This is a genomic window from Mycobacterium sp. 1245805.9, assembly GCF_001672915.1.
Taxonomy (GTDB): Bacteria; Actinomycetota; Actinomycetes; order Mycobacteriales; family Mycobacteriaceae; genus Mycobacterium.
In genome coordinates, this window is sequence record NZ_LZKR01000028.1 from 1 (window position 1) to 18,578 (window position 18,578).

Genomic DNA, 18,578 nt, shown 5'->3' on the forward strand with positions numbered 1-18,578 from the left:
ATCGTGTCCACGCTGATCTACGGGGTGCTCTTCGGGATCGCCTACGCCATCACCCTGCTGGGCGGCGGCCTGGGCGGCCCCCGCCGGGTTACGGCGGACCCCCGCCACCGCCGCCGGGTTACGGCGCGCCCCCCGCCGGCTACGCGCCGCAGCCCGGCTACGGCGGCGTCCCCGCCGGTCCGCCGGCCTTCAGCGTCGGCGAGGCGTTCAGCTGGTCCTGGGGCAAGTTCACCCAGAACGCCATGCCGCTGATCGTGTCCACGCTGATCTACGGGGTGCTCTTCGGGATCGCCTACGCCATCACCCTGCTGGGCGGCGGCCTGGGCGGGACGACCACAACGACGAGCTCCGACGGGTACACCACCACGACGACCGACATCGGCGCCGGCGGGCTGGCCGCCATGGTCGTGGGCTACATCCTGCTCTACGCGATCGGCATCTTCGCCGGATCCGCTTTCATTTCCGGGATCCTCGAGATCGCCGACGGACGGCAGGTCGGCATCGGCTCGTTCTTCAAGCCACGCAGCCTCGTCCAGGTGCTCCTCGCGTCGATCCTCATCGGCATCGCGACGTCGATCGGCTCGTTCTTGTGCGTGATTCCCGGCCTGATCGTGGGCATCTTCACGCAGTTCGCCATCCCGTTCGTGATCGACCGGTCGCAGAACGCCATCGACGGCATCAAGTCCAGCTTCTCGGTGGTCTCCTCGAACTTCGTCAACGCGCTGCTGGTCTGGCTGATCGGGGTGGCGGCGGTGACGGTCGGCTTCCTGGCGTGCGGTGTGGGCGCGCTCGTCGGGGTGCCGGTCGCGGCGCTGATCGGGATCTACGGCTACCGCAAGCTCTCCGGGGGCCAGGTCGTACCGCTGGAGCAGCAGGGCGGCGGCTACCAGGCGGGACCTCCGCCGCCGGGTTACCCGGCCTGACGCCGGGGAACCGTTCGCCCAAATCCCCTGCGCTGCGGGCTTGTCCCGCTTGTGATGCAATCAGCGGGTGAGCATCAAAGTTGCGCTGGAGCACCGCACCAGCTACACCTTTGACCGGCTGGTCCGGGTTTATCCGCACGTGGTGCGGCTGCGCCCCGCCCCCCACTCCCGCACGGCCATCGACGCCTATTCGCTGCGCGTCGAGCCGGGCGAGCACTTCATCAACTGGCAGCAGGACGCGGTCGGCAATTTCCTTGCCCGGCTGGTGTTCCCGAACCCGATGAGCCGGCTGACCATCACCGTCGGGCTCATCGCCGACCTCAAGGTGATCAACCCGTTCGACTTCTTCATCGAGGACTGGGCCGAGACCTGGCCCGCCGGCCGGTGGACCTATCCCAAGGCGCTGGAAGAAGACCTCAGGCCGTACCTGCGGCCCGTCGACGAGGACGGCGAGGGATCGGGCCCCGGGGAGCTGGTGCAGGCCTGGGTGGGCAACTTCCGGGTGCCCGCGGGCACCCGCACCATCGACTTCCTGGTCGCGCTCAACCGCGCCATCAACGCCGACGTCGCCTACAGCCTGCGGATGGAACCCGGTGTGCAGACACCGGATTTCACGTTGCGTAACGGCGTGGGCTCGTGCCGGGACTCGGCGTGGCTGCTGGTGTCGATCCTGCGCCAGCTGGGGCTGGCGGCCCGGTTCGTGTCGGGCTACCTGGTGCAGCTGGCCTCCGACGTCGAGGCGCTCGACGGGCCGTCCGGGCCCGCCGCCGACTTCACCGACCTGCACGCGTGGACCGAGGTGTACATCCCCGGCGCGGGGTGGATCGGGCTGGACCCGACGTCGGGGCTGTTCGCCGGCGAGGGCCACATCCCGCTGGCCGCCACGCCGCACCCGGCGAGCGCGGCGCCCATCAGCGGCGGCACCGAGCCCTGCGAATCGGTCCTGGAGTTCTCCAACACCGTCACCCGCGTCCACGAGGATCCGCGCGTCACGCTGCCCTACACCGACCAGGCCTGGCGGACCATCTGCGATGTGGGGCGAAGCGTCGACGAGCGGCTGACCGCCGCCGACGTCCGGCTGACCGTGGGCGGGGAGCCGACGTTCGTGTCGGTCGACAACCAGGTCGACGAGGAGTGGACGACGGCCGCCGACGGCCCGCACAAGCGGCAGCGGGCCTCCGACCTGGCGGCGCGGCTGAAGTCGGTGTGGGCGCCGCATGGGCTGATCCAGCGCGGGCAGGGCCGGTGGTATCCCGGAGAACCGTTGCCGCGCTGGCAGATTGCGCTCTACTGGCGCACCGACGGGCGGCCGCTGTGGGCCGACGACGCGCTGCTGGCGGATCCATGGGGCGCCGCGCCGGGCCAGGTCGACAAGGAGGCGGCCTACGACGTGCTCGCCGAGGTCGCCGCCGGGTTCGGCCTGCCGGCCTCGCAGCTGCGGCCGGCCTACGAGGATCCGCTGGCCCGGCTGGCCGCCAAGGTGCGCAAGCCGCACGGCGAACCGGTGCCGACGGGCGACGACCTGGGCCCCGACGCCACCGGCGACACCGCCGACGAACGCGCCGCGCTGCTGGCGCGCCTGGACGAATCCACTACGGCCCCGGCCGCTTTCGTGTTGCCGCTGCACCGCCGCGACGACGAGCTGGGCTGGGCCAGCGCCGACTGGCGGCTGCGCCGCGGCCGCATCGTGCTGCTGGAGGGCGACTCCCCGGCCGGCCTGCGGCTGCCGTTGGACTCGATCAGCTGGCGCCCGCCCCGCGCCACGTTCGACGCGGATCCCCTGGCCGTCGCGCACGAACTGCCGGCGGAGCCCGAACCGGGCGACGCCGTCGTGACCGACCCCACCGGGGCCCCGCCGACCGCGATGGTCGCCGAGGTCCGCCGGGGGCAGCTGTACATCTTCGTGCCGCCCACCGAGGCGCTCGAGCACTTCGTCGACCTCGTCGCCCGGGTCGAGGCCGCCGCGGCCAAGGCGGACTGCCCGGTGGTGATCGAGGGCTACGGCCCACCGCCGGACCCGCGGCTGAAGTCGGTGACGATCACACCGGACCCCGGCGTCATCGAGGTCAACGTGCCGCCCACCTCCAGCTTCGCCGAGCAGACGCAGCTGCTGGAGACCCTGTACGAGCAGGCCCGCCTGGCCCGCCTGTCCACCGAGTCGTTCGACGTCGACGGCACGCACGGCGGCACCGGCGGCGGCAACCACATCACGCTGGGCGGCATCACGCCCGCGGACTCGCCGCTGCTGCGCCGCCCCGACCTGCTGGTCTCGCTGCTGACCTACTGGCAGCGGCACCCGTCGCTGTCCTACCTGTTCGCCGGGCGATTCGTGGGCACCACGTCGCAGGCGCCGCGGGTCGACGAGGGCCGCTCCGAGGCGCTGTACGAACTCGAGATCGCGTTCGCCGAGATCGCCCGCCTGTCGGCGGGCGGGGCCCCCAAGCCGTGGGTGACCGACCGCGCGCTGCGCCACCTGCTGACCGACATCACCGGCAACACGCATCGCGCCGAGTTCTGCATCGACAAGCTCTACAGCCCGGACAGCCCCCGCGGCCGGCTCGGCCTGCTGGAGCTGCGCGGCTTCGAGATGCCGCCGCACCTGCGGATGGCCATGGTGCAGTCGCTGCTGGTGCGTTCGCTGGTGGCGTGGTTCTGGGACGAACCGCTGCGCGCCCCGCTGATCCGGCACGGCGCCAACCTGCACGGGCGATACCTGTTGCCGCACTTCCTGATTCACGACATCGCCGACGTGGCCGCCGACCTGCGCGCGCACGGCGTGCCCTTCGAGACCAGCTGGCTGGACCCGTTCACCGAGTTCCGCTTCCCGCGCATCGGCACCGCCGTCTTCGACGGCGTGGAGATCGAGCTGCGCGGGGCGATCGAACCGTGGAACACCCTCGGCGAGGAGTCCACCGCCACCGGCACGGCCCGCTACGTCGACTCGTCGATCGAGCGCATCCAGATCCGCATCATCGGCGCGGACCGGCACCGCTACGTGGTGACGGCCAACGGCTACCCGGTGCCGCTGCTGGCCACCGACAACCCCGACATCCACGTGGGCGGCGTGCGGTTCAAGGCGTGGCAGCCGCCCAGCGCGCTGCACCCGACCATCACCACCGACGTGCCGCTGCAGTTCGAGCTGGTCGACCTCACCACCGGGACGTCGCGCGGCGGCTGCACCTACCACGTCGCGCATCCCGGCGGCCGCGCCTACGACGAGCCCCCGGTCAACGCCGTCGAGGCCGAGTCGCGCCGCGCCCGCCGCTTCGAGGCGACCGGCTTCACCCCGGGCAAGCTCGACCTCGCCGCGATCAAGGAGCGGCAGGCCAGGATTCTCACCGACATCGGCGCGCCGGGCATCCTCGACCTGCGGCGCGTGCGTACCGTTCAGCAGTAAATGTCGTCCCTCGAAGTCCCGCCCGCGCACTACGATGCCGACCGGCTGCTGGCCGGATACCGGACCGCGCGGGCCCAGGAAGCGCTCTTCGACCTGCGGCACGGCCCCGGGGTCGGTTACGACGAGTTCGTCGACCGCGACGGTAACGTGCGCCCGGCGTGGTCCGAGCTCGCCGATGCGATCGCGGAGCGCGGCCGGGCCGGGCTGAACCGGCTGCGCTCGGTGGTGGACAGCCTGATCGACAACGACGGGATCACCTACACCGAGGTCGATCCCGATCACGGCGGGGTGGAGCCCCGGCCCTGGAACCTGGACACCCTGCCGATCGTGCTGTCCGCGGCCGACTGGGACGTGCTGGAGGCCGGGCTGGTGCAGCGCTCGCGCCTGCTCGACGCCGTGCTGGCCGACCTGTACGGGCCCCGCGCCCTGCTCACCGAGGGCATCCTGCCGCCGCAGCTGGTGTTCGGCCACCCCGGTTACGTGCGGCCCGCCAACGGCATCGAGGTGCCCGGGCACCACCAGCTGTTCATGCACGCCTGCGACGTCAGCCGGGTGCCGGACGGCGGCTTCCACGTCAACGCCGACTGGACGCAGGCGCCGTCGGGCGCGGGCTACGCGCTGGCCGACAGGCGCGTTGTGGCGCACTCGATTCCGGACCTCTACGAGCGGATCGCGCCGCGGGCGACGACGCCGTTCGCGCAGGCGCGGCGCCGCGCGGTCATCGACGCCGCGCCCGACGTCGCCCAGGACCCGGTGGTCGTGGTGCTGTCCCCCGGCATCTACTCGGAGACCGCGTTCGACCAGGCGTACCTGGCCACCCTGCTGGGCTTCCCGCTGGTGGAAAGCGCCGACCTGGTGGTGCGCGACGGCAAGCTGTGGATGCGCTCGCTGGGCACGCTGAAACGCGTCGACGTGGTGCTGCGCCGGGTCGACGCCGAGTACACCGACCCGCTGGACCTGCGCGCTGACTCCCGCCTCGGCGTGGTCGGGCTGGTGGAGGCGCAGCACCGCGGGACGGTGACCGTGGTCAACACGTTGGGCAGCGGCATCCTGGAAAGCCCTGGGCTGCTTCGGTTTTTGCCGCAGCTGGCGGAGCGGCTCATCGACGAGGAGCCGCTGCTGCAGACCGCGCCGGTCTACTGGGGCGGCGTGGCCGCCGAACGCTCGCACCTGCTGGCCAACCTGTCGTCGCTGCTGATCAAGTCCACCGTCGGCGGGAAAACCTATGTGGGGCCGACGCTTTCGTCCGCGCAGCTGGCCCGGCTGGCCGTGTGCATCGAGCACATGCCGTGGCACTGGGTCGGCCAGGAGCTGCCGCAGTTCTCGTCGGCGCCCTCCGATCACACCGGCGTGTTGTCGTCGGCCGGCGTGGGCATGCGGCTGTTCACGGTCGCCCAGCGCGGCGGCTACGCGCCGATGATCGGCGGCGCTGGTTATGTGCTGGCCCCGGGGCCCGCCGCGTACACGCTGAAAACCGTTGCGGCTAAAGATGTCTGGGTGCGCCCGACCGAGCGGGCGCGGGCCGAGACGGTGACGCTGCCGTCGCCGCCGGAACCCGCGAAGACGGCCGCGGGCACCTGGGGGGTCAGCTCGCCGCGCGTGCTGTCCGACCTGTTCTGGATGGGGCGCTACGGCGAGCGCGCCGAGGAGATGGCCCGGCTGCTCATCGTCGCCCGCGACCGCTTCCACGTCTACCGGCACCAGCAGCACACCGAGGAAAGCGAGTGCGTGCCGGTGCTGATGGCCGCGCTGGGCCGGATCACCGGCAGCGACACCAGCGCGGGCTACGGCCACACCGACGATCACGCGGAGATGATCGCCGTCGCCCCCTCGATGCTGTGGTCGCTGACCCTGGACCCCAACCAGCCCGGGTCGCTGGTGGGTTCGGTCGACGGGCTGGGGCTGGCCGCCCGGGCGGTGCGCGACCAGTTGTCCAACGACACGTGGACGGTGCTGGCCGGGGTGGAGCGTGCGATGGCGTTTCGATCCGAGCCGCCCGACTCACTCGCCGAGGCCGACGCCCTGCTCGCGTCGGCCCAGGCGCACACGCTGGCCGGGATGCTGACGCTGGCCGGGGTGGCGAGCGAGTCGATGGTGCGCGACGTGGGCTGGACGATGATGGACATCGGCAAGCGCATCGAACGCGGCCTGTGGCTGACCGCCCTGTTGCGGGCCACGCTGACCACCGTGCGCCGCGCGGCCGCCGAGCAGACGATCATCGAGGCGACGCTGGTGGCGTGCGAATCGTCGGTCATCTACCGGCGCCGCACCGTGGGCAAGGTCAGCGTCGCCGCCGTGGCCGAGCTGATGCTGTTCGACCCCACCAACCCGCGCTCGCTGCTGTACCAGCTGGAGCGGCTGCGGACCAACCTCAAGGACCTGCCCAGCTCGTCGGGGTCGTCGCGCCCGGAGCGGTTGGTGGACGAGATCAGCACGCTGCTGCGCCGCTCGCACCCCGAGGAGCTGGAGGAGATCACCGACGGCAGCCGCGCGCAGCTGGCCGAACTGCTCGACGCGATCCACGCCGAGCTGCGCAACCTGGCCGAGGTGATCACCGAGACGCAACTGCGGTTGCCCGGCGGGTTCCAGCCGCTGTGGGGCCCCGACGAGCGACGGGTGATGCCGGCTTAAGCCTGGTCCGATGGTGGCGACCCGTCCCCCAGCTTCGCGGGGGTGCCCCCAGCGCCCGGCTACGCCGCGCTTGCGATCGCCACTAGCCGGCCACCGCCGCGGGCCCGCGCGACTCCGAGCTCACCTCGTCGATCGCGTCGTGGATGAACTGCATCTTGTCCAGGACGGCGACCGGCAGCACGAACGGGTACAGGTCGTCGTGGCCCATCGAGCGGTTCACCATGTTCAGCGACCACGACAGCGGCAGCCACAGCTCGATGATGTTGGGAAAGGCGCTGGGCCCCAGGTTCGGCCGGTCGAAGGTGGCCGACGCCGGCGCCAGCCCGCACCACGCCGACGTGTCCAGCGTGTCCCGGATGTGCAGGTAGTGGGCGAACGTCTCGGCCCAGTCCTCGGCGGGATGCATGGTCGCGTACGACGAGACGAAGCTCTCCTGCCAGCCCTCCGGCGCGCCGTCGCGGTAGTGCCGGTCGAGCGCCTCCTGGTAATCCGCGTCGGGATCGCCGAACAGCTCGTTGAACCGCGCCAGGTTGGCTTGCGACGGGCTGATCAGCCGGTAGAAGTAGTAGTGCCCGACCTCGTGGCGGAAGTGGCCCAGCAGGGTCCGGTACGGCTCGTCCATCTCGACCCGCAGCTGCTCGCGGTGCACGTCGTCGCCCTCGGCCAGATCCAGTGTGATGACGCCGTCTTCGTGGCCGGTGAACACCTTCTCGTGCGCGCTCGACAGCAGCCGAAAGCCCAGCCCGTAGTCGGGGTCGCGGTCGCGTCCGATGATCGGCAGCTTCAGCTCGTGCAGCTCGGCGATCAGCCGCCGCTTGGCCGCCTCGGTGCGGCCGTCGGCGGCCAGCCCGTCGGTGTCGTTGTCGTTGGGCCGCTCCAGCGTCAGCGCGCACGACGTGCACAGGCCGCCGGCGTCGTTGCGCGGAACCAGCCAATTGCATTGTGCGAGATGCATATTCGCGCACAGCTGGTAGTCGTCGGCGTCGACGGCGCCGGCGTGCTCGCTGTCGTCGCCCCGGGTGATCACCAGCAGGGCCATCTGCTCGAGGGAGAAGCCGAGCGCGCTGCCGCACGACAGGCATTCGGAGTTCTCGAACGCCAGGCGCTGGCCGCAGTTGGGACAGTGAAAATCACGCATGCAACACGTCACCTCCAAAAGGAACGACGTCGACCGCGACGTCGATCACGCTTTGCTCGGAGTTGGTGTAGATGATGCCGCGCACCGGCGGCACGTCGGCGTAGTCGCGCCCGCGACCCACGATGATGTAGCGCTCGTCCACCAGCTGGTCGTTGGTGGGATCCAGGCCCAGCCACTCGAACCGGCCGGGCTCCTGCGGGGTCCACACCCCCGCCCAGGCGTGCGTCGCGTCGATGCCGATCATCCGATCCTTTCCCGGTGGCGGGTCGGTGGCCAGATAACCGGACACGTAGCTGGCCGCCAAACCGTTGGCTCGCAGGCAGGCGATCGCCAGCCTCGCAAAGTCCTGACATACCCCTTCCCGGGCCGCCAGAACCTCGTTGACCCCGGTGGAAATCGTCGTCGACCCCGAGCGGTAGGTGAAGTCGGTGAAGATCCGCGACGCAAGGTCGCGCATCACCTCCACCAGCGGGCGCCCCGGCTCGAAGCTCGGGGCGGCGTAGTCGCGGACCGCGTCGGTGATCTCCGGCGGGTCCAGGTCCAGGGTGAACTCGGTCGCGAGCGCTCCCCGGCGCCCGGCCGGCCGGGCGGCCTCCCACGGCTGCACCGCCGGCCCGCTGGTGTAGCGCTCCGGGGGCGGCGGATACACGTCGACGATGGAGTCGCCGGTGATCGTCAGGGACTGGTGCGGCTCGGTGACGTGGAAGTAGGAACTGATGTTGCCGTAGCTGTCGCTGCTGGTGGAGCTGTCGGCGGGGGCGGGGTCGATGGTCAGCCGGTGTGCGACGCACCGCTGCCGCGCGGAGTCCCGCGGCGTGAGGAAGGCGCGGCCATAAGAGCTGGTCACGACGTCGGAGTAGCGGTACTGGGTGCGGTGGGTGACCCGGTGCCGGCGGGCCTGTCCCTCCAAGACTTCTGACACAACGCTGATCCCATCACACCGCGTTTGCCGATCGCGAGCCAAGCGCGCCATATCGGGAGCACAATCGAAACGTGGCCACGTGGAACGACGTCGCCCGCATCGTTGGTGAACTGGCACTCACCTCCGAGCCGTCACCGCACGAGTGGCGGGTCGGCAAGAAGTTGCTGGCCTGGGAACGTCCGCTGCGCCCGTCGGATCGCGAGGCGCTGGCCGACAGTGGCGTGGAACCGCCGGAGGGCGACATCCTCGGGGTCCGGGTCTCCGACGAGGGCGTCAAGTTCGCGTTGATCGCCGACGAGCCGAGCGTCTACTTCACCACCCCGCACTTCGACGGCTACCCGGCGGTGCTGTTGCGGCTGGACGAGATCGCGCCGCGCGACCTGGCCGAGGTGATCACCGAGGCGTGGCTGACGCAGGCGCCGAAGAAGCTGGTGCAGGAGTTCCTGGCCGACTCGCTATGACCGCAGGTCGATGACCCGCTGCAGGTCGTCGACGCACGCCCGAACCACGTCGGCGCACACCACCTGGCTTTTCTCCCGGGCACCGGCTTGCAGCTGCGACGCGTGATGGCGCGCGGCCGCGGTGTAGGCGCACGCCCCGGCCGGGTCGGAGTCGGCCAGCGCCGTCGCGGCCGCCAGCACCAGCAGCGCGCGGTGCATGTCGTGCGGCGGCGCGGCCCGGCAGCCATCAGCGTCCGGCGCGACGACGCGGGCCAGTTCCAGCACCGAGCCGGCGAGCAGGGCCACGTGCACGGCCTGGTGATCGGCGGCCCGCACCGCGTAGCGCAGGCCCCAGCGCCGCGGCGCGACGCTCACGACCTGACGGGCGGTGGTGCGCGCCTCGACGAGCCCGCCGAGCTGCGCGTGCACCCGGTCGACGGCCGACAGCGGCCAGTCGGGCGGGGCCTCCCGGCGGCCGACGGCGAAGTCCGCGGCGCGCGTCAGGACGCCCTGCAGCACGCCGAACACGCCGACGCGCGCGCTGCGCAGCACCTCTAGCGGGTCGGCCGGGAACAGCAGGACGGCGATGACGATGGCCACGCAACCACCGATCAGCGAGTCGAAGATCCGCTCCCAACCCACCCCGCTGCGATACAGGGCCAGCACCAGGATCGCCGACACGGCGGTCTGGTTGGCGAACATCATCCCCTGCCCGATACGGCCGTGACCGATGAACACCGCCGCGGACAGCGCCAGGAACGCGGCGATCCCGATCGCCAGGGCACCCGGCCCGAGCAGGCCCTGCACCGTGATGCCCACGCCGATGCCCAGCGTCACGCCGATCATCATCTGGATGGCGCGCTGCGCCCGCAGCACGTTGCTGATCGACAGCGACACGGCGGCGGCGATCGGCGCGAAGAACGGCTGCGGGTGGCTCAGCAGGTCGTGCGCGATGTACCAGGACAGGCCCGCGGCGACCGAGGTCTGCACGAGGATGAACCACAGCGCGCGCAGCCGTTTGAGGCCGGCGCGCGCTGCTCGATTCATCGCACGCCGAGTTAGGCCGGCTGCAACTCGAACAGCGGAATGACCCTGCTGGTCTTGGACTGGTACTCGGCGAAGCCGGGCGCCGCGGCCGCGACCTTCTCGAAGAGCGCGTCGCGCTCGGCCTTGGGCAGCTCGCGGGCGGTGACGTCGAACGCGTCAGTCCCGATCTCGACGCGCGCAGCCGGGTTGGCCCGCAGGTTGTGCACCCAGGCGGGGTCCTTGGGCGCGCCGGCGAACGAGCCGATGATGATCAGCTTGCCGTCGATGCGGAAATAGGCCAGCGGCGAGATCCGGGGCTGGCCGGACTTGGCGCCGGTCGTATGCAGCAGCAGCAGGTTGGCGCCCTCGAACTGGCCGCCGACCCTGCCCTCGTTGGAACGGAATTCGTCGATGATGCTGGTGTTGAACGCGTTGATGGTTGCCGTGTCTGGGATTTCGCTCATGCCCGGTCAACCTTCTCCGGCTTGGCGTCTATTCCGGACTCCTTGCGCTGCTGCGCGGTGATGGGCGCCGGCGCATCGGTCAGCGGGTCGACGCCGCCGCCGGTCTTGGGGAACGCGATCACCTCGCGGATCGAGTCGACCCCCGACAGCAGCGCGTTGATCCGGTCCCAGCCGAACGCGATGCCGCCGTGCGGCGGCGCGCCAAACATGAACGCCTCCAACAGGAATCCGAACTTCTCCTCGGCCTCGGCCTTGTCCAGGCCCATCACCGCGAACACTCGCTCCTGGATGTCGCGGCGGTGGATACGGATCGAGCCGCCGCCGATCTCGTTGCCGTTGCAGACGATGTCGTAGGCGTCGGCCAGCACGTTGCCGGGATCTGTGTCGACGACATCCTCGTATTCCGGCTTGGGCGAGGTGAACGCGTGGTGCACCGCGGTCCACGCGCCCGCGCCGACCGCCACGTCCCCGGCGGCGGTCGCGTCCTCGGCGGGCTCGAACAGCGGCGGGTCGACCACCCACACGAACGCCCACGCGCCGGGGTCGATGAGGCCCAGCCGCTTGGCGATCTCGCCGCGGGCCGCGCCCAACTCGGCCCGCGACGACTTCGCCGGGCCGGCCGAGAAGAAGATGCAGTCCCCCGGCTTGGCGCCCACGTGGCCGGCCAGGCCGGCGCGTTCGGCGTCGGACAGGTTCTTGGCCACCGGGCCGCCCAGCTCCCCGTCGTCGCCGACCAGCACGTAGGCCAGCCCGCGGTGCCCGCGCTGCTTGGCCCACTCCTGCCAGCCGTCCAGGGTGCGCCGCGGCTGGGAGGCCCCGCCGGGCATCACGACCGCGCCGACGTAGGGCGCCTGGAAGACGCGAAAGGTGGTGTCTTTGAAGAACTCTGCGCACTCGACGAGCTCCAGCCCGAACCGCAGGTCGGGCTTGTCCGAGCCGAATCGCCGCATGGCGTCGGCGTAGCTGATCCGCGGGATCGGCCTGGGGATCTGATAGCCGATCAGCCCCCACAGCGCGGCCAGGATCTCCTCGGAGACGGCGATGATGTCCTCGGCGTCGACGAAGCTCATCTCCAGGTCGAGCTGGGTGAACTCCGGCTGGCGGTCGGCGCGGAAATCCTCGTCGCGGTAGCAGCGGGCGATCTGGTAGTAACGCTCCATGCCGGCGACCATGAGCAGCTGCTTGAACAGCTGCGGGCTCTGCGGCAGCGCGTAGAACGAGCCCGGGTGCAGGCGCGCCGGCACCAGGAAGTCGCGCGCCCCCTCCGGCGTCGAGCGGGTGATGGTCGGCGTCTCGACCTCGACGAAGTCGTGCCGCGCCAGCACGTCGCGCGCGGCCGCATTGACCTTGGAGCGCAGCCGCATTGCCGCGGCCGGGCCGTCGCGGCGCAGGTCGAGGTAGCGGTATTTCAGCCGCAGCTCCTCGCCCGCGGGCTCGTCGAGCTGGAACGGCAGCGGCGCGCTCTCGCCCAGCACGGTCAGCGAGCTCGCGTTGACCTCGACCTCGCCCGTCGCGATCTCCGGGTTGGCGTTGCCCTCCGGCCGGATCTCCACGACCCCGGTCACCGCGATGCAGAACTCGGCGCGCAAGTGGTGCGCCTGGGCCAGCACGTCGGCGGCGCGGAACACCACCTGCGCGACGCCGGACGCGTCGCGCAGGTCGATGAAGATGACGCCGCCGTGATCGCGGCGCCGGGCCACCCAGCCGGCCAACGTCACCTGCTGGCCGGCGTCGCCGCTCCTCAGCGCACCGGCGGCATGGCTGCGCAGCACGAATTACTCCCCTTTTGCCCGATTTAAACGACTGCCCAGTCTAGAGTGCATGAGCGACGTCGCCGCGGACGGATCAGGAGTGCACATGACCACTTATGCGTTCGACCCGGAAATCGCCGCGGTGGTGCCGCTCCTGCCCGATCTGCCGGGCGAGGATCCGCTGGCCATCCGGGTGGCGCTGTCGGAGATGATCGCCCAGTTCCCGCCGCCGGACACGACCGGGGTGCAGATCGAGGACCGTCAAATCCCGGGCCGCGACGGCGATCCCGCGGTGCCGATCCGGATCTACCGGCCCGACCGGCGCAGCGCTCCGGCCGCGATCTACCACGTCCACGGCGGCGGGTTCATCGCCGGCGATCTGGACACCGAGCACGCGTCCAACGTCGCGCTGGCGCGCGAACTCGGGGTGGTCGTGGTGTCGGTCGACTACCGCCTCGCGCCGGAAACCCGGTTCCCCGGTGGGCTGGAAGACGTCTACGCCGGGCTGGTCTGGACGGCGGCGCACGCGGACGAATTGGGCATCGACCCGCGGCGCATCGCCATCCAGGGCACCAGCGCCGGGGGCGGGCTGGGCGCCGCGCTGGCGCTGTTGGCCCGCGACCGCGGCGGGCCGCACATCGCCTTCCAGTTCCTTTCCGTGCCCGAACTCGACGACCGGCTGGGCACCGCCAGCATGGTCGCGTTCACCGACACCCCGTTTTGGAGTCGCCCCCGGGCGATCGTCAGCTGGGACTGCTATCTGGGGCCCGGCCGCGCCGGCGGCGACGACGTATCGATCTACGCCGCGCCCGCCCGCGCCACCGACCTGGCCGGCCTGCCGCCCGCCTACGTGTCGGTCATGCACTTCGACCCGCTGCGCGACGAGGGCGTCGCCTACGCGCTGGCCATGCTCGCCGCGGGCGTGAGCGTCGAATTGCATTTGTTCCCCGGCACTTTCCACGGCTCGATGCTGATCCGCGACGCGGCGATCTCGAAGCGCGAGCAGGCGGAAACCGTCGCGGTGCTGCGCCAGGCGCTCGCGCTCTAGTAATTTCGGAGCTATCGCCACCAACTTCGCACTCGTCGGTCCCGGCGCCGTCGGCACGACGGTCGCCGCCCTGCTGCACAAGGCCGGGCATTCCGTGCTGGTGTGCGGCCGCACCCCCCTTCAAGCCATCGAGCTGCGGCCCGACGGCGCCGACCCGATCGTGGTGCCCGGCCCGGTGCGCACCGATCCCGACACGGTCGACGGGACCGTCGACGTGGTGATCCTGGCGGTCAAGGCCACCCAGAACGACGAGGCCGCCGGCTGGCTGGCCCGGCTCTGCGACGAACACACCGTCGTCGTGGTGCTGCAGAACGGCGTCGAGCAGGTCGAGCAGGTGCAGCCGCACTGCCCGTCGTCGCCGGTGGTCCCGGGGATCGTCTGGTACAGCGCCGAAACCCAGCCCGAAGGGTGGGTCCGGCTGCGCACCGAACCGCGGCTGGTGCTGCCGTCGGGACCCTCGGCGGAGACGGTGGCCGAGCTGCTGCGCGGCGCCGGCTGCCAGGTGGACTGCGACCCCGACTTCATCACCGCGGCCTGGCGCAAGCTGCTGGTCAACGCGCTGGCCGGGTTGATGGTGCTGACCGGGCGGCGATCCGGGATGTTCCACCGCGACGACGTCGCCGCGCTGTCGCTCCGCTACGTGGCCGAATGCCTGGCCGTCGCGCGCGCCGAGGGCGCCCGGCTGCCCGACGACGTGGTCGACGAGCTGGTCGATATGTTCCGCAAGGCGCCGGAGGACATGGGCACGTCGATGCTGGCCGACCGGGAAAACGGCCGGCGGCAGGAGTGGGACATCCGCAACGGCGTGATCGTCCGCAAGGCCCGCGGCCACAATCTGGCGACACCGATCAGCGACATCCTGGTGCCGCTGCTGGCAGCGGCGAGCGACGGCCCGGGCTGAGTCCGATGGCCCGCCTCCTCCTCGCGCCGCCGTGCGGCGCGCATCGTCACCGGGCTGAGTACGATGGCCCGCCTCCTCCTCGCGCCGCCGTGCGGCGCGCATCGTCACCGGGCTAGGTTAAAACCATGTTCCCTTGCGAGCGTGTCGACCTGGGCTTCATCGAGACCGCGCCGTTTCGGTTCCGCAACAGCGTCGACCTCGCGATCACGCCCGAGCAGCTGTTCGAGGTCCTCGGCGACGCCGAGTCCTGGCCGCGCTGGGCGCCGGTGATCACGAAGGTCACCTGGACCAGTCCCGAGCCGCGCGGCGTCGGCACCACCCGCGTCGTCGAGATGCGCGGCGGGATCGTCGGCAACGAGGAGTTCCTGGCCTGGGAACCCTTCACGCACATGGCATTCCGGTTCAACGAATGCTCGTCGAAGGCCGTCGCGGCGTTCGCCGAGGACTACCGGGTCGAGGTCATCCCCGGTGGCTGCCGGCTGACGTGGACCATGGCGCAAAAACCGGCCGGCCCGTCGCGGCTGGCGATGCCGCTGGTCGGACCGCTGCTCAACCTGGGGCTCCGCCGGTTCCTGCGCAACCTGCGCGGCTACACCGACGCCCGGTTCCCCGTCACCCGCCAACCCTAGGAGCGCGCGATGACCTTCAACGAGGGAATGCAGATCGACACCAGCACCGCGTCGTCGTCCGGCGGGGGCGGGATGGGGATGGCCATCGGCGGCGGCGGGCTCGGCCTGCTGATCCTGCTCGGGGCGTTGTTTTTCGGCATCGACCCGGGCCGCATCATGAACCAGCAGACCAACACCGGCGGCTACTCGGCGCCCGGTTTCGACCTGAGCCAGTGCAAGACCGGGGCCGACGCCAACAAGTACGTGCAGTGCCGCGTCGTCGCCACCGGCAACTCCGTGGACGCGGTCTGGCATCAGCTGATGCGCAACTACACCCGCCCGCACGTGCGCCTGTTCACCGGATCCGTGGAGACCGGGTGCGGACCGGCCACCACCGCGGTCGGGCCGTTCTACTGCCCGGTGGACCAGACGGCGTACTTCGACACCGACTTCTTCCAGGAACTGGTCGACAGATTCGGTTCCAGCGGTGGACCGTTCGCGCAGGAATACGTCGTCGCGCACGAATACGGCCACCACGTGCAGCAGCTGCAGGGTGTGCTGGGCCGCGCCCAGCAGGGCGCGCAGGGCGCCGGGGGCAACGGGGTGCGCACCGAGCTGCAGGCCGACTGCTACGCCGGCATCTGGGCCCACTACGCGTCGACGGTCAAGCAGGAGAGCACCGGCGTGCCCTACCTGGAGCCCTTGAGCGACAAGGACATTGCCGACGCGCTGTCGGCGGCCGCGTCGGTGGGCGACGACCGCATCCAGAAGCAGGCGACCGGACGCGTCAACCCCGAGTCGTGGACGCACGGGTCGTCGGCGGAGCGGCAGAAGTGGTTCACCATCGGCTACCAGACCGGTGATCCCAACCAGTGCAACACGTTCGCCGCGACCAACCTGGGCTGAGCGCTGATGGCGGTCTTGGATGGGGAGCGCGTCGAAGACGGGCAGTCGTCGGCGTTCGCGCCGCTGCGCAATCGCATCTTCCGCAACCTGTTCGTCGCGCAGTTCGTCTCCAACATCGGCACGTGGATGCAAAGCGTGGCGGCGCAATGGTTTTTGATCGAGGACCACAGCAGCGCCACCGTTGTAGCGCTGGTCCAGACGGCCAGCCTCGGGCCGACGCTGCTGCTGGGAATGTTCGCCGGGGTGCTCGCCGACCTGTTCGACCGGCGGCGCCTGCTGGTCGTCCTGCAGTCGTACGCGGTGGTAGTGGCGCTGGCCCTGGCCGTGCTGACCTACCTCGGGAGGCTCACCCCGGCCGCGCTGTTGCTGTTCACCGTGGCGATCGGCCTCGCCTCCGCGATCACCGCGCCGGCCTGGCAGGCGATTCAGCCCGAAGTCGTTCCGCGCGAGCAGATCCCGTCCGCCGCGAGTCTGTCGAGCGTCTCGGCCAGCGTCGGCCGGGTGATCGGACCGGCGATCGGCGGTGTCGTGGTCGCACTGGCCGGTCCGGCGGCGGTGTTCGCGGTCAACGCCGTGTCGTTCACCGGGATCATCTTCGCGCTGGTCGCGTGGCAGCGGCCCAAGCAACTCGCGCCGCTCGAACGAGAACAAATCGGCCAGGCCATGGTGAGCGGATGGCTGTACGTCGTCAACAGCCCCATTTTCCGCAGGATCTTGCTGCGCACAGCGCTTTTCGTGTTTCCCGCCTCGGCCCTGCTGGCCCTGTTGCCGGTGGCCGCCGCCCGCAGCTGGCACCTGGGAGCCAGCGGCTACGGTCTGACGCTGGGGGCCATCGGCGTTGGCGCGGCATTCGCCCTCGCGGTACCTCCGTCGTGGCGCGACAAGGTGCCGCCCAACGTGCTGCTCGCGGCGTGCGCCGCCGACTACGGTCTCGCGGCGCTCGCGGTGGCCCGGCTGTCGTTCGTCGCGGCAGCGCCGTTCCTGGTGCTGTCGGGGACGGGCTGGCTGCTCACGTTGACGACGTTGAACGCGGCGGCGCAGCTGCACCTGCCGCGCTGGGTCCGGGCCCGCGGGTTGGCGATGTACCTGCTGGTCTTCACCGGATCCCAGGCGGTCGGCGCCTACCTCTGGGGTCTGGTTGCCACGCGCTACGGGCTCGACATCGCGCTGACGTGGTCGGCGGCGCTGCTGGGCGTCGCCGCCCTCAGCGTGGCCGTGCTGGGATTGCTGCCGTCCACCGGGAAGCTGAGCCGCAACATCTCCAACGCCTGGGCGCACCCGGTGCTGATGCTCGAACCGCGCCCCAACGACGGCCCTGTGCTGGTCACCGTCCGCTACCGGGTGCCGACGGAGAATCTCCAGGAATTCGTCGAGGCGATGGCCGCGGTCAGGCGGTCCCGCCTGCGAACGGGGGGCCACAGCTGGCGGCTGTATCGAAGCCTGGAGGAACCCGAACTCGTCCTGGAGCGGTTCACCGTGCCGTCCTGGACCGAATTCGAGCGCCAGCACACCGAGCGCTGGCTGGAGTCAGACCACGACGGCGCGGCCAAGGCGGTGAGCTACACCGTCGACGACAGCCGGCTGCACGAGTACTTCCTCGCCTTGCGCGTGCACCGGTGAGGGGCGCCTAGCCGGGTCGGCAGGTGACGGTGGTGGTGGCGTCCGCGTGCGCGACCACCTGGCCGTCCACGGCGATCTCGCAGTGGAACTGGGCGGGCCCGTTACCCGAATCCGGCCAGTGCAGCATGCCGCTGGCGGTGATGGTCGCGAACTGGTTCGGGTTCGCCAGGGTGGCGGTGTAGGTGACCGGCGCTCCCCCGCTCAGCGGCGCCTGCACGCTCGTCGTGAACTTTGACGGGTCGGCGCTGTAGGCCGCCTGGCTGGGCGGATCGGAACTCACGTAGCTGACCGTGGCGGTCAGATTGTTGGGGCTCGTCACGGTGTAGGTCACCTGATGGCCGTCCGCGTGTGAGATCGCGGGCGTGAAAGCCAGTCCTGCGGCCGCTGCGAGCGCCGCCGCGCTGATCACTTTTCGCACGTTCCTCATATCGAAAACGCTACCGGATTTGTTACTTGCGTCGGGTATGAAGCAGGCATGACCGACGTTCCCGGGATCAGTCGCCGCAGGCTGTTGACCACGAGCGCGGTCTCGGCCGCCCTGGGGGCCGGCATCGGGGGCGGGGCGGTGCTGCTGTGGTCGCAGGCGCGCGGTCCCGCCGTCTGGTTTCAGCCGGACCGCCGCGGCGCGCCGCCGGTGACCGGCCTGACCCGGGGATTGCCGACGGCCTCGGTGGTGTGCCACGACACCACCACCTCGGTGGCGGCGTTCGCGCCGAATTGCAGATGCAGGCCGGTCACCGGCGGCGCGCCGCGGCGGTCCGGCTGAAACCAGACGGCGGGACCGCGCGCCTGCGACCACAGCA

General features: G+C 70.9%; 15 protein-coding genes and 1 pseudogene. 9 read left to right on the top strand and 7 right to left on the bottom strand.

What is annotated here, in order from left to right; genetic code table 11:
- The 3 genes from A9X00_RS31125 to A9X00_RS04285 form a co-directional block, all read left to right on the top strand.
- On the top strand, positions 1-923 hold a 923-nt coding region (locus tag A9X00_RS31125; protein WP_197515053.1), incomplete at its 5' end, for a hypothetical protein.
- 67 nt (positions 924-990) lie between these two features.
- Positions 991-4,320 carry a DUF2126 domain-containing protein gene (locus A9X00_RS04280; protein WP_067149551.1) on the top strand — a complete coding sequence of 1,110 codons (3,330 nt, stop codon included), beginning with the start codon at positions 991-993 and terminating at the stop codon, positions 4,318-4,320.
- Positions 4,321-6,951, top strand: coding sequence for a circularly permuted type 2 ATP-grasp protein (locus tag A9X00_RS04285; RefSeq protein WP_067149552.1), 2,631 nt, complete (start codon positions 4,321-4,323; stop codon positions 6,949-6,951).
- Between the two features lie 82 nt (positions 6,952-7,033).
- On the opposite strand, the gene A9X00_RS04290 is transcribed toward A9X00_RS04285, so the two are convergent.
- Positions 7,034-8,089 (bottom strand): putative zinc-binding metallopeptidase, encoded by a 1,056-nt coding sequence (locus A9X00_RS04290; RefSeq protein WP_067149553.1) that lies wholly within the window; start codon positions 8,087-8,089, stop codon positions 7,034-7,036.
- Entirely contained in the window at positions 8,082-9,011 is a 930-nt protein-coding gene (locus A9X00_RS04295; protein ID WP_067149554.1) for a transglutaminase family protein, read from the bottom strand. Before A9X00_RS04295 ends, A9X00_RS04290 begins: the two co-directional genes overlap by 8 nt.
- 71 nt (positions 9,012-9,082) lie before the next feature.
- Between A9X00_RS04295 and A9X00_RS04300 the strand changes: the two genes are divergently transcribed.
- Positions 9,083-9,472, top strand: coding sequence for an MmcQ/YjbR family DNA-binding protein (locus A9X00_RS04300; RefSeq protein WP_067149557.1), 390 nt, complete (start codon positions 9,083-9,085; stop codon positions 9,470-9,472).
- Here A9X00_RS04300 and A9X00_RS04305 read toward each other — a convergent pair.
- Genes A9X00_RS04305 through aspS form a run of 3 tightly spaced genes read right to left on the bottom strand, consistent with a single transcriptional unit; the run spans position 9,467 to position 12,713 of the window.
- The gene (locus A9X00_RS04305; RefSeq protein WP_067149559.1) at positions 9,467-10,498 is read right to left on the bottom strand and encodes an aromatic acid exporter family protein; all 1,032 of its coding nucleotides are present in this window, start codon (positions 10,496-10,498) and stop codon (positions 9,467-9,469) included. The genes A9X00_RS04300 and A9X00_RS04305 overlap by 6 nt on opposite strands.
- An 11-nt stretch (positions 10,499-10,509) precedes the next feature.
- The gene (locus A9X00_RS04310; protein ID WP_067149561.1) at positions 10,510-10,941 is read right to left on the bottom strand and encodes a nitroreductase family deazaflavin-dependent oxidoreductase; all 432 of its coding nucleotides are present in this window, start codon (positions 10,939-10,941) and stop codon (positions 10,510-10,512) included.
- Entirely contained in the window at positions 10,938-12,713 is a 1,776-nt protein-coding gene (gene aspS / locus A9X00_RS04315; protein ID WP_067149563.1) for an aspartate--tRNA ligase, read from the bottom strand. The genes A9X00_RS04310 and aspS overlap by 4 nt, the downstream gene beginning before the upstream one ends.
- 85 nt (positions 12,714-12,798) lie before the next feature.
- On the opposite strand from aspS, the gene A9X00_RS04320 reads away from it, so the two are divergent.
- The 5 genes from A9X00_RS04320 (at position 12,799) to A9X00_RS04340 (ending at position 17,775) form a co-directional block, all read left to right on the top strand.
- Entirely contained in the window at positions 12,799-13,740 is a 942-nt protein-coding gene (locus A9X00_RS04320) for an alpha/beta hydrolase (RefSeq protein WP_067149575.1), read from the top strand.
- A 13-nt stretch (positions 13,741-13,753) separates the two neighbouring features.
- Positions 13,754-14,641 (top strand): oxidoreductase, encoded by an 888-nt coding sequence (locus A9X00_RS04325; RefSeq protein WP_082974682.1) that lies wholly within the window; start codon positions 13,754-13,756, stop codon positions 14,639-14,641.
- Between the two features lie 125 nt (positions 14,642-14,766).
- Positions 14,767-15,270 (top strand): SRPBCC family protein, encoded by a 504-nt coding sequence (locus A9X00_RS04330; RefSeq protein WP_067149565.1) that lies wholly within the window; start codon positions 14,767-14,769, stop codon positions 15,268-15,270.
- Positions 15,271-15,279: 9 nt separating this feature from the next.
- Positions 15,280-16,155: a neutral zinc metallopeptidase gene (locus A9X00_RS04335; RefSeq protein WP_067149567.1), complete on the top strand. Its 876-nt coding sequence runs from the start codon at positions 15,280-15,282 to the stop codon at positions 16,153-16,155.
- Positions 16,156-16,161: 6 nt separating this feature from the next.
- On the top strand, positions 16,162-17,775 hold the full coding sequence (locus tag A9X00_RS04340) for an MFS transporter (RefSeq protein WP_067149569.1): 1,614 nt from the start codon (positions 16,162-16,164) through the stop codon (positions 17,773-17,775).
- Between the two features lie 7 nt (positions 17,776-17,782).
- Here the strand turns inward: A9X00_RS04340 and A9X00_RS04345 are convergent, their stop codons facing one another.
- Together A9X00_RS04345 and A9X00_RS31130 are read right to left on the bottom strand one after the other, a co-directional pair.
- A complete protein-coding gene (locus A9X00_RS04345) occupies positions 17,783-18,202 on the bottom strand; it encodes a hypothetical protein (RefSeq protein ID WP_067149571.1) in 420 nt (139 codons plus the stop codon).
- 218 nt (positions 18,203-18,420) lie between these two features.
- Positions 18,421-18,578: pseudogene (locus tag A9X00_RS31130) on the bottom strand (hypothetical protein); the annotation flags it as partial.